The organism is Nesterenkonia sp. LB17 (genome assembly GCF_022565915.1).
GTDB lineage: Bacteria > Actinomycetota > Actinomycetes > Actinomycetales > Micrococcaceae > Nesterenkonia.
In genome coordinates, this window is record NZ_JAJOYX010000002.1 from 466,345 (window position 1) to 478,427 (window position 12,083).

Annotated in this window: 7 protein-coding genes and 4 pseudogenes; 6 read left to right on the forward strand and 5 right to left on the reverse strand. The window is 58.7% G+C overall.

Translation table 11 applies throughout. The annotated features are described in order from the left end of the window. Positions 1-5: 5 nt before the first annotated feature. The 4 genes and pseudogenes from LTH96_RS05920 to LTH96_RS05930 all read right to left on the reverse strand — a co-directional run. Positions 6-1,121, reverse strand: a complete 1,116-nt coding sequence (locus LTH96_RS05920) for a C45 family peptidase (RefSeq protein WP_241464814.1) — start codon at positions 1,119-1,121, stop codon at positions 6-8. A 330-nt stretch (positions 1,122-1,451) separates the two neighbouring features. Next, a pseudogene (locus LTH96_RS05925) lies at positions 1,452-1,766 on the reverse strand (transposase); the annotation flags it as partial. A 15-nt stretch (positions 1,767-1,781) separates the two neighbouring features. Further along, positions 1,782-2,165 (reverse strand): BON domain-containing protein, encoded by a 384-nt coding sequence (locus LTH96_RS13265; RefSeq protein ID WP_370644401.1) that lies wholly within the window; start codon positions 2,163-2,165, stop codon positions 1,782-1,784. Positions 2,166-2,266: 101 nt separating this feature from the next. Then, positions 2,267-2,604, reverse strand: a pseudogene (locus LTH96_RS05930) (transposase); the annotation flags it as partial. Positions 2,605-2,720: 116 nt separating this feature from the next. On the opposite strand from LTH96_RS05930, the pseudogene LTH96_RS05935 reads away from it, so the two are divergent. Continuing rightward, positions 2,721-3,880 (forward strand): annotated as a pseudogene (locus LTH96_RS05935) (IS3 family transposase). 45 nt (positions 3,881-3,925) lie between these two features. Here LTH96_RS05935 and LTH96_RS05940 read toward each other — a convergent pair. After that, entirely contained in the window at positions 3,926-4,093 is a 168-nt protein-coding gene (locus LTH96_RS05940) for a hypothetical protein (protein ID WP_304653912.1), read from the reverse strand. Positions 4,094-4,560: 467 nt separating this feature from the next. Here LTH96_RS05940 and LTH96_RS05945 point away from each other — a divergent pair, with 467 nt between their 5' ends. The 5 genes and pseudogenes from LTH96_RS05945 to LTH96_RS13090 all read left to right on the forward strand — a co-directional run bounded on the left by LTH96_RS05945 (position 4,561) and on the right by LTH96_RS13090 (position 11,810). Continuing rightward, positions 4,561-5,544, forward strand: a complete 984-nt coding sequence (locus LTH96_RS05945) for a transposase (RefSeq protein ID WP_241465092.1) — start codon at positions 4,561-4,563, stop codon at positions 5,542-5,544. Positions 5,545-5,854: 310 nt separating this feature from the next. Further along, a complete protein-coding gene (locus LTH96_RS05950) occupies positions 5,855-7,153 on the forward strand; it encodes an ArgE/DapE family deacylase (protein WP_241464815.1) in 1,299 nt (432 codons plus the stop codon). Between the two features lie 475 nt (positions 7,154-7,628). After that, positions 7,629-8,897 carry an MFS transporter gene (locus LTH96_RS05955; protein WP_241464816.1) on the forward strand — a complete coding sequence of 423 codons (1,269 nt, stop codon included), beginning with the start codon at positions 7,629-7,631 and terminating at the stop codon, positions 8,895-8,897. A 12-nt stretch (positions 8,898-8,909) separates the two neighbouring features. After that, the gene (locus tag LTH96_RS05960; protein WP_241464817.1) at positions 8,910-9,812 is read left to right on the forward strand and encodes a dihydrodipicolinate synthase family protein; all 903 of its coding nucleotides are present in this window, start codon (positions 8,910-8,912) and stop codon (positions 9,810-9,812) included. A gap of 622 nt (positions 9,813-10,434) precedes the next feature. Beyond that, a pseudogene (locus LTH96_RS13090) lies at positions 10,435-11,810 on the forward strand (ISL3 family transposase). Positions 11,811-12,083: the final 273 nt, after the last annotated feature.

Consider the following 12,083-nt stretch of genomic DNA (forward strand, 5'->3'; position numbering starts at 1 on the left):
ACCTTCTACCCGTGCAAGGGAAATCGCAGCGTTTTATCAACGGTGTTATTTTCGGCATTTTCTAGAATTATATCCATACTTTGCTCGCTCATGTCGAACGAAAATGTCATCAGAGTCTGTATCTCTGGTTTTACCGAAGTTGAAGCGGTTGTTTTGCCATCCGCAAGAGCGACTGCTCTAAGTTGTTTCGCCAGCATATCCGCTCGCTGTTGGAGCTTCTGGGGCAGAGGGTTTGCCTCGTTGATCGCCTTAACTGCCTCCAGCCTGGCTTCAGAATCCTCTCGCGAAGCTCCGTCAATACGATCTTCATTAGACAGAGAATCATCGATAAAATGGTTTGTGTGATACTGATATGGCCCAGTGTTTGGGAGTTTCGCAACTCCCACTGGCGAAACTTCGACCATTGCGGCTCGAACAGTCGTCGCACTTGCGTCGAGGATAGTGGCAACGTACGAACCCATTCGCGGGATACTGCGCGCAATTTGAATGACGTCGTCAAGTCCTTTACCGCTCTCCATCAAGTACTGCTGTACCGCGTGAGCCGGTATACCCTCAGCGAGTCCATCACTTTTATGAGACAAGAGATTCATGTGAAATGCGACTCGATTTGACGTGATGCCAAATTTATTAGGCATTCCAGGCTCCCTGAATGCGAGAACGCCAACGCCATTCTGTTCGTAATTAACCACTAGACAGGTCTCGATTAACTCGGGATACATGTCCCAAGTCTGAACCGTGGTGGCTGAATTCGCTCTGCGGTCGTCATGTAGTACAGTGCTACACTCCGCCGGGCTCATCAAATTAGAGCGACTGAAGATCTCGTTGCGAGCCGCGAGTGCTGCCAGCTGACGAAGGTCAACTCCAGAGCTTTGTGCCGTCCCCCGCATTTCATCGTACTGATCTGGTGCATGAGACTCCAGCCCAGTCAGCGCCCGATTGGCACAAGATTCGATCACGTGATTGTCAAACCCATTGAGTTCGAAGAACTCTACGTACCTGTCGCGGCTCGCGCGAACTTCTCTGCGAAATTCTTCCCCAATCTGAACCCCCCTGTCATTAGCGGTCCCCGGGTCAATGACGAGTTGTTTGATCTGCAATGTCTTCCCCCTCAAAATAAACATATGCTGATGAATACCTGCATCCAGGGTACGAACGGAATAAGAGCACCCTGCTGGTCTGGTCGAGACTTAGTCTCATCACTACTTTTGGTGTGATGCTGCTCACGTTACCGGGATCTGGCCAGAGTCTACACGACTGGCAGGCTGTGGCGGCCAAGGAACTTGGTGCGCGCCAGAGCCACTGGGTCGACGCGGCCCGAGGGAACGCTCTGAGTCCAAACCTGCTCATGCTCGCCTGCTGTAATAGGTCAATTGGACCTCCCGGGGATCAATCTAGTTCCCGACTATAGATAGACTGCTAACTCACGGTTAAGGGTGCCTCTATGGTTTTCGTCAAGCCGCCAGGGAGTGCTCTGATGCGATCGGGGCGACCGGGTCTTGGTACAGAGTGCCATCGCGCAGCGTCGCGTAGGGGGTGTCCAGCCGGCGCCGAGCCAGCGCGAAGATGGACTGCTTATGCCGCTTACCCCCAGCAATCTTCCGGTCGTAATAGGCCCTCGAGGGCGGGTGCTGCAGGGCCGCGAACGCTGGGTTGTAGAGACTCGATTTCAGCCGCTTGTTCCCGCCTCGGTTGGCGAACTCTCCACCAATGGAAGTCCCGGAACGCCTCGTGGTGGGTGCAATGCCGGCGTACGAGACCAGGTGGCCTGCGGTCTTGAATGCCTATCCCACCACTTCTGTGGGGATCCTGGCGACGGTCCTAACTCCGACTGAAGGGCGTCGAAATCGGGACTTCGTCAAAGAGGGTGGGCCTCCACCAGGGCCTCTGAGTGATCTGGTTTCTAAATCTGTGAGCCACCGAGATCCCGCGGGGACGACGGTCCCGTAGTTGGACGCAGAGGTCACGCCCCGGACACGTCGAGTGATGCGGTCAACGGCGAGAAGTTCGGAGTACGTCCCAACGACGCCAGTGAGAGTCGCCGTCGAGTCTCCCACTAGAACCACGATACTGGAGGCGTCAAGGTCAGGTGTCCACTGGAGTTTCGCGCGGACTGCGGTGTCGATGGTGCGGTCCGTGTGGGTCTTGGTCGGTGATGGGCTCTGCATAGACGAGGTCCTCCAGTTCCGGCCCGCAGTGTTGTAGGCCTGATTTCACTGTCCTCGGCCCGCTTGAGGACTGTTAGGGGCTTAGGTCACACCGCTGCAAGGGGAAGATTCTGGGTGAGCAGTCCGCGCAGCCGGTTCCTGGCCGCGGTGGTCTGGCCCAGCAGGCCATCATCGAACCTAGCCAGCACCGCGAGTTCAGCGACCTGTTCATCAGAAACTGCGATCGAGCGCAACGCCGCTGGCATGGTGCGAGCGGTTTCGGCGATCATGAACGCGTCCCGGGCATCGGTCTTGGCTGATCCAGCGTGCAGATCCGCCATCCGGCGCATCGTCCGCCCCGGCAGGTAAGCGACTTCAATCGCAGGCATGGCTTGGGCGACTGCCACGGGCAGGGCCCAATGTTGGCTGGTTGATCCACCACGACGAGAGCTGCGCCGTGATCCCTGGTCAGGGCGGTGGGGTCTGCTGACGGTTTAGTTGACCTCGTGACGTGACCTACAGTTTGGTTGCCACCATCCCTCGCTAGCCGATGGCCTTCCTGGAAGGCTGATCACCATGCCACGCCCCTATCCTCCAGAGTTCAGGGCCCGCGCCATCTCACTCGTGCGCGAGGGCCGACCGGTCAAACAGACCGCAGCCGATCTCGGCATCCACGAGGTCACACTCCACTCCTGGCTGCGCCAGGACGACATCGATCACGGTCTCCGACCGGGTCACACGACCCAGGAATCGGCGCAGCTGCGCGCCGCCCGCGCCAGGGTTCGTCAGCTCGAGCAAGAGATCTCGATCCTCCGACGGGCATCCACCTGGCTCGATGAGGAGCCCCTCGACCCAAAAGAGCGCACCCGGTGATCGACCGTCTTGTCGACGCCGGGGAGCCAGTGAACACCTGCTGTCGCCTGCTCGGGGTTTCCCGTCAGGGGTATTACCGCTACAGGCGGCGCCCCACCAGCGCCACGGAACTGCGCCGACGCTGGCTCACCGGCCTCATCGGCGAGGTCCACATTGCGTCTCGTGGCACCTATGGGTACCGACGGATCCATGCCGAGCTCACGCTCGGGATGGGGATTACGTGCTCGAGTCGGCTCGTCTGGATGCTGATGAGCCGGGCAGGACTGGGTGGTCTACCAGGACCTACGCGGGTCAAGCGCCTCAAGGGCGTGGCCACAGCCGATGATCTGGTCAACCGTAAGTTCCATCGCCTCGGGCTCAACGAACTCTGGGTCACGGACATTACCGAACATCCCACCAGGGAAGGCAAGATTTACTGCGCGGCGGTTCTGGACGCGTGCAGCCGCAAGATCATTGGTTGGGCGATTGATTCCAAGCAGGACTCAAATCTGGTCGTCAACGCTCTGGATATGGCGATCCGCGCGCGAACCCCCAGCCCTGGTGGGATCGTTCATGCGGATCATGGAGTCCAGTTCACCTCGTGGGTGTTCACTCAGAAGATCCGCTCGGCAGGGCTTCTGCCCTCGTTCGGGACCGTGGGTGACGGGTTGGATAATGCGATGATGGAGTCCTTCTGGTCCTCGATGCAGATCGAGTTGCTCAATCGCAAGAAGTGGCGGACCAGGGTCGAGTTGGCGAACGCGATATTCGAGTACATCGAGGTGTTCTACAACCGTCGACGCCGCCACTCCGGCATTGCTTACGCGACGCCTCATGACTATGACCTCGCTCACACGATTCAACCGCTCACCGCCGGAAGCTAGCCAGACCGAGTGGAAACCAAACTGTAGGTCACGTCACGAGGTCAACTAAACCGTCAGCAGACCCGTGAAAAACTCTCTGAGCCGGGTCTCGTCGTTGGGCAGGGGCCTGTCGTAGACCTTTTCCCCGTCATGGGTGAGGGCGGTGGCGTGTTGTTCTGATTTACCCCCATCGAGGCCGATGAACAGCGGGAAGTCCTGAGGTTCCAAGGCCACGAGCTTCTCCAGTCCCTTTCAGAAACTCGTCACCACTACGGGCATGACGCCTGCGGCGGTCAGTCATCCAGTCCGGACCCAGAACATTTCAGGGCAGTCGGTGGGCGGGTCATGCTCGGCATCCAAGTTAGAAACCAAGCCCTCGGAACCATTAACGGCGCTGGGGCGTCCTGCCTCTCACTTGAATGGCAGAGCGGCCGGCACTTCGGAGCCTGCAGCTTCGTAGTGTCGATGTTGACGGTCAGCATTGGTCCGCGTGCCTCTTGCCGCCCCAGGAATGGGGTTGGTTCACTGATTGGGTGCCTGGCTGACCGTGATCGGCCCTGGGTGTGGTGCGACAGAGGCGTGTGGGTGATTCAAAGTCAGTGTGCCCACCGAGGGAGCTTCATATCCCTACGAGTGGAAGCAGCTCATCATGACTGTCATCGGAATCGACCCCCCATAAATCATCACTGACCGCCGCAGCTCTGGAAGCCGATGGGACGAACAGCGCCACCCGTCGTTTTGCTGTGAACAAGGGCACGGGCCCTGCCGTTCTGGCGTGGGCGGCACGGTTCGAGGATGTCCTCTTCGCGGTGGAAGTTGCTCGGGGCCTCGGACGAGGTATCTCCCAGTTCCTTCTGAGTCAGGGCCATGACGTCCTCGATGTGCCCTCCCCTTTGTCGATGAAGGCCCGGGTCCTGCACACCGGTGGCGGGCGGAAGTCCGACGCCGCTGATGCGCGAGCCGTGGGCTGGGTCGCTCAACATCACGAAGGTCTCCGGTCGGTGTCGGCTGAGGACCACGCCGAGATTCTTGACCTGCTGACCCGCGAACGAGACGGGCTCCAAAGTGAACGCACCCGCGCGCTGAATCGCCTCCACGACCTGCTCCGGGACCTGATTCCTGGTGGAGTGCCACGAGGTCTGACGCTGACAAGGGGTCGAGCTGCGCTGAGGGGCCTGCGGCCCGCGACTGCGATAGGTCAGACTCGTCGGGATCTGGCGCGCGATCTGATCGGTGAGGTGGCCCGGCTGGAGAAGCTCATGGATGACTACGAGCACCGCATCGCTGAGGAACTGCAGGCATCAGGCACTTCACTGCTGGGGCTCCAGGGCATCAGCACGATCATGGCTGGAAAGGTCTTGGGCGAGGTCGGCGACGTGCACCGGTTCCGCTCGGCCAGCCACTTCGCCAGCTACACCGGAGCGGCGCCCTTAGATACCTCCAGTGGAGACAACCTGAGGCAGCGGTTGAATCCTGGTGGCAATCGCCGCTTGAACTCGGTGCTTCACGTCATGGCGGTGTGCCAGATCCAGCATGGAGGTTTCGGCCGCGATTACTACCTGAAGAAACTGGCGGAGGGCAAGACCCCTCGAGAAGCTCGCAGGGCCCTCAAGCGAAGGCTGAGCAATGTCATCTACCGCACGATTCTCAAGGACCTCAGCACAGGCGCATCGGCCAACTCTTGACACAGAGGCCCTATCAGCGATCCATGCTCCGCCGCGACCAGTCCCTGGGCGACAACACGCCCTCGAGTTCCCTGGCTTCTCTCTGTGAGTTGGTTATGTCCCCTTTCTGCCCACCGCCCGCGCTGGACGGATGTGCCCCGCGATGCGGGGCGTCAGACCCGACTGTGTCTAGAGACACGAAAGTTGTCCCATCTATTGGCGGACCAATTTCTGATAAGCCCAGGCGAACCGGTGATGCAGTGGCGTTAGTCACACTTGTGTAGCATGGTTGCCAAAACCCAAGTGCTTTCATACCCACCAAGGAGACCTAATGATTCCAGATGCAACCGCTCGAGCAATTCTGGACGCTGTAGACGAACAGTTTGACAGCCAACTAGCGATGACAGCAGAGCTCGTCGGGTCCCCCTCGCTGCGCGAAGGAGAAGAAGCCGCCCAGGATCTGATGGAGAAGCATCTACGCAACCTAGGTCTCGAAATCGATCGTTGGAGTATCAATTCCTCTGAATTGAGAGACCATGCTGGGTACGGCAAGTCTACGGTCGACTACAGCTCCATGACGAACGTTGTAGGCACGTATCACCCCAAGGAGTATCTCGGGAAATCTTTGATCTTAAACGGTCATATCGATGTCGTGCCAGAGGGCCCAGAGGATCAGTGGTCACGGTCTCCCTGGGACGCTGTCACGCATGACGGTTGGCTCTACGGACGTGGAGCGGGTGACATGAAGGCCGGTCTTATCGCTAACCTATTCGCGTTCGATGCAATTCAAAGGTCTGGCCTTGAACTCACCGCTCCCGTACATCTCCAGTCGGTCGTGGAGGAGGAGTGCACTGGGAATGGTTCACTCGCAGCCTTGTTGCGGGGCTACAAAGCAGACGCCGTGATCATCTCGGAACCAGAAGAGGACGCACTTGTTCGAGCCAATGTGGGGGTGCTTTGGTTCACAGTTCGGGTGACCGGGAACCCAGCGCATCCTCGTGAGATGGCCAGTGGATTCAACGCCATCGATGCGGCCTACCAAGTCATCGCCGCCTTACGTTCGTTGGAAGCGCAGTGGAACGCGGAGAAGAGTCAGCACGCATACTTCGAAGATCTCGATCATCCAATTAACTTCAATATCGGCGGGATCACAGGGGGTGACTGGCCGTCGAGCGTTCCCGCCTGGTGCGAATTGCGGGTGAGGGTTGCGACTTATCCCGGGACGCGCGCTGAAGACGCCTTACATGAAGTCACGACGTGTGTCCAGGCCGCAGCGCAGAGTTCCTCGGGGCGCGAGGCATTCGCCGTGAAAGTGACCCCGGACGGCTTCTTCGCCGAAGGCTACGTGCTCGAGCCGGGCAGTGAGGCTGAGGCGCTTCTCGAGACAACTCACAGAGCAGCCTTTTCCCAGGAACTCGTCCGCTTCACGACCCCTGGCTACCTCGACGCCCGCGTATTCGTAAACTACGGAAGCATGCCAACGCTTGTTTATGGCCCCGTCTCGGAGAACATCCATGGTTTCGACGAGAGGGTGAGCATCGATTCACTGCGCAAGTGCACTGGCTCGATCGCATTGTTCATCGCCTCATGGTGCGGCGTCAAGGTTGCACAGCCTGTCGCAGACGATTAGGCAGCCTTGAACGCGGTCTATCGTACCACGAACGCAAAGCCAGCTCTGCTGATTACCTGTGGGGACTTGGGGGTGGTGCACCGCTCGTGTAACTCAGTGAACGCGGTCTCATGTGGAGACAGACCAGCGAACAAGCAGTTTCAGTGCGCGTCAGGCCCCTCGACAGACAGCTGACTACCGACACCGAGAAAAAGAAACATCACCAAATAAGTAATCTTGCTTGGATAGCATTACTCTCCGGGTAGGGATTTCGTGTTCCAGCAGAGGGCGCCTCCTCAAATTTGATCGTCGGGGTTTCAGGGATTTTAAATCCTACTCTGGCACAACTTGATTCCCCAGTGAATGCATAACTGCACCCAAGAAACGACCAACAGTGCTTCATGCTAAGCTTGCAAAGTTTGTGGATCTTCGTCGTCCTAATACTTCCCTAGACAAAAAGAACTGACTATTCTGTTATATCCGACGGGACTTCTGAATGGATTATCGTGTTTCTAAGGATGCCGATACCTTACCGATCAAATCGAGCCGTCTGTATGCGCCTGTTGTGCCCTGGGTCGGATTGTTCGTACTCGGGTGGGGTTCCAACCAGTTTTCCCCGCTGATCTTGTTCTACCCCCAAATTACTCCCATCGGCCCCGTGGAAATTCAAGGACTTTTCGTTTTATATGGTGTGACTTTAATTCCCAGCCTCTTGCTGGGAGGGTGGCTATCAGACCGTTTTGGGCGCCCCGTAGTCCTCACGGTGGCAGTGGCATTTTCGGCACTCTCCTCTGCCATCCTCATGTCCGACGGTGTGGCCCCAACGGCAATCATTGTTGCTCGGGTGATGACTGGTATTAGCTGCGGTGCGGGCTTTAGCGCCGGGACGGCTTGGGTGACAGAGTCCTTGCCGCCACCCCGAGGCTCCCGTTCGTCAGTCGTAGCAATGACTGCCGGGATGGGCGTTGGATCACTCTTTGTTGGACTATTGGCATCAGGGACTTTGCGCCTCTCACTTTTTAGCCCCCAACTTTGGGTGATGTTGCCACATGTACTCCTGTCAATTACGTTCTTTGCCCTGTCCTTCCGCCGCTGGCTAACGTTACGACGGTGCTCCTCGCAAGACTCAGGATCCGGGAAGCGTACCGGCCCCGCCATGACACCTCGCTTGGCTGGCCACCCTCTAGGCCTGAGGGATCCGCGCTTCCGTCGGATCGTGCTACCCCTGGCACCATGGACCCTCGTGTGCACCGCCGTACCCCTTGCAATACTGCCCAGCGCCCTTTCGCGAGACATGACACACGATGCATTGCTGTTTAGCGCATTCCTTACTCCGCTGCCCGCGCTTGGCGCTCTATTAGTGCAACCTATAGCTGGGCGGGCAAAGATTTCGACGGGGCTGCTTGCGCCCTTGGCGATGGCGATCGCCACTGCAGCTTTCGCATTGAGCATCATTGCAGTGCATTGGCAATTGCTCACCTTGCTCCCCGTCGCATGTTTGGTTTTCGGCCTTGCTCACGGGTTCTGCCAAACTGCTGGCCTCAGAATCATTGCCAGCCTCAGTCCCTCAAACCAGCTTGGACGAAATACCGCCGTCTTCCAGGCTTTAAGCTACATAGGCTTCCTCTCTCCGTTACCCATCGCCATGCTGGCACAATTTTTGGCGCTTTCCCAGGTTCTGCTCGGCATGCTCATACTCGCCAGCTTGACATTCGTAGCGCTTCTTCCGTGGCGTCAGCGAATTGACTCGTACGAACCCCGATGACAGGACTTTATTATGTTTAAAGTGAAAGGTCTAAGCGCATTTCCTCTGACCCCTATCACCGATGACGAAATCAACGAGACTTCTTTCGCTGGTTTGATAGAAAGGCTAGCGAACACGGACGTCGATTCGATCACCGCGCTTGGATCTACTGGGTCATACGCCTACCTGACTGCGCCAGAACGTGCACGTGCCGCGCAACTCGCGGTCGAACACTCCGGAGGAAAACCCGTGATCGTCGGAGTTGGGGCGCTACGGACGTCGCAAATTCTAATAAACGTCGACGGCGCTGAGGCCGCGGGAGCGTCAGCCATATTACTCGCGCCCATGACATACCAAGCCTTGAGCGCATTGGAAGTTTACGAGATATACCATACGGTTGCGTTACACACTAAAATGCCTATAATTGTTTATGATAACCCCAGTACCACTCGGTTCAAATTCACACCTAGCCTTTATGGGGAGATCTCACAAATTCCTAATATAACATCGATAAAAATTCCTGCGATATCGTCAGACATTGATATATCGCGCAAGCGAATCGACGCAATCCGGAACGCAGTGCCGCAGCACATCACGATTGGAATATCTGGAGATCCCGTCGCGGCCGCTGGACTAAACGCTGGTTGTGATGCTTGGTACTCGGTTCTCGCAGGTACCGTCCCTCAACCAGCATTAGCTATCACCCGCGCTGCGCAGCAACGCCTACCGGAAGTCGCGACTGCCGAATCGCACCGACTCGCCCCTCTTTGGACCCTCTTCTCGGAGCTTGGGGGCAGCCTACGAGTCATTGCCGCGGTGGCGGAGCATTACAATCTCGCTCCGGAGAACTGTCTACCGCGCCCAATACAGGGCTTGTCACGACAAGAACGCGCACGAGTAGCAATGACTGCAGATTCTTTGAACTTAGATCCCTAGACTGATGTCCCGCGGTCGGATTCTCTGTCCTGTCTCTCGTTCCGCAACCGCGTCATGTTCGACAGGTGTGCGATAATTCGGATCCCTGGATAATCCGACACGAGGTCCATCCCTTTGTCCGATACCGAATTGAAGCGACTGGTCATTAGGAATTCGTCGAAGTGTCAGCGGACCACTGCACGGAGGTTCACTCCGGGCCGTCAGTTCGTGGCACCAAACCTGGGATGCGCGAGCGATCGCATCGATGTCCTCGGACATCTGCGTCTCGCCACGGCCCGCTGGTATGGACGTCAAGTCTGCTTCCTCGCGAGGGTTGGCCGGTGGCTCGGCATGATAGGCTAATTGGATCGCCTCTCTACCCGGCAACTGATTGGCTGAGCTCCGCATAGCTCTCCCTGAAGTTCACAGGCCAGACGCTCCACGGATCGTTGGCATCACCCACGGATGTCCGCCCTGAACCGCTCGCGCCCGACGGTTCGGGTGTACCCGCCCCGGGCGCTACGATATGTTAAATCGGCACTTCCCAGTTGAGCGTGGGGGTGTCGTGAGTCAAGAGGCTCGTGCCCTTGCTTGAGGAAGGATTTTGCGACGAATCTATCCTTGATCACGAAGGACACGAGCCATGTCCCAGCCTACGCGCGACCACCTGACCCCGCGCATCCGCACCGCCGCCGAAGACCCCGCCCGTCACGCCGCGTCTGTGGTGTTCAACCTCGCCGACTACACCGTCATCGAGGCCGTGGACCTGCCTCTGGGAGGTCGCCGCGTCGTGGTCACCCCCCCCCCACGATCAACAAGATGCCTGTCTCGAGTGCGGAGTCCTTGCCACTCGGGTGCACCAACGAATCCGCCAACGAATCAAGGACGTCCCCCTCGACGGCGCCCGGGCTGAGGTGATCGTGGTCAAGCCGTGCTTGATCTGCGCCGAGACCGCCTGCCCGAAACAGACCTTCACCCAGATCACCGAGCAGCTGCCAGCACGAGCCCGGTGCACCACCCGGTTGCGAGACCCAGTGGTGGCTGCGGTGTTGGACTCCGGGAAGGGCCACCGCCGAAGTCGCCCACGCCCATGATTTGGCATGGGGCACGGTCAACACTGCGATCCTCTCCCAGAGCACGGTCTTGCCCCAGGTGGATCAGGTGCCGGTGCGGGCACTGGGGATCGATGAGCACCGCTTCGCGACCGCGAAGTGGTTCAAGCACTCGCAGACCTCGGTGTGGTGCCGGGTGGAGCCGTGGAGCACCTTCGTTGGTGCCCACACCGGCCATGTGCTCGGGGTCGTTGATGGGCGGTCCTCTAAGAACCTGAGCTCCTGGCTGAAGGCCCGCTCCCCGCAGGGGTTGTATCGGCTTGAGGTCGTCGTGATCGATCCCTCCACGGCGTTCCAGTCTGCGATCCGCACGGTGCTGCCCGCGGTCCAAATCAGTCTCGATCACTTCCATCTGGTCAAGCTGGGCAATCAGGTGCTCACCCACGTTCGTCAGCGTGCTCTGCGGGAGGTGTTGGGCCGCCGGGGTCGGAAACAGGACGCGGTGTGGGCCCACCGGATGCTGTTGCTGCGCGCTGGAGACCGGCTCAGCGAGGCCGGACTGCACCGGTTGGAGCAGGTCCTTGATGACGCTGATATCGAGCAGGTCGCCGGCGCCTGGGCGGTCAAAAAACACCTGCGCAGGATTCTGAATGCTGAGTCCGTTTCTGCGGCGCAGAGCGCGAGGATCGACTTCGAGCTGGCGGTGGCCGCTGCCGGGCTGCCAGAAGCCTAGAGACTCTCAGGGACGGTGGCGAGGTGGTGGCCAGAGATCAAGGTGTTCATCCGTACCCGGGTCACCAACGCGCGGACAGAGGCTGCGAACACTTCGATCGGGCAGATCAAGCGCACCGGCCGCGGATTCCGGAACCAGGCCAACTACCAGTCACGTATTCTGGCCAGGAGCTTCAGGCAGACACGCCGACGCTCCCAAATCCACCCTCGAGCGGGACTCCACGCTCAAGTGTGAAGAGCCGGTATACCTTCTACTGAGGGGCCCGCCAAGCGCCTCGGCAGCAAACGGCGAGCCGCTGTCGAACCATCGATGGCCACTAGAACGTTCCGGTCTTCGGCAACTCTGGCAGGAGCCTCAAGTCGCGTCTTGCACGCCTTCAAAGATCGCCCCAAAGATGCATTCGGCATTCGGATCTGAGATTACGCACGCGCATGGAGACCGTGACCCCCGCGGTGCGAAGGACTACTGCCTTACCTCGATTGCGGTTGAACCACGCAGACCTGCGGG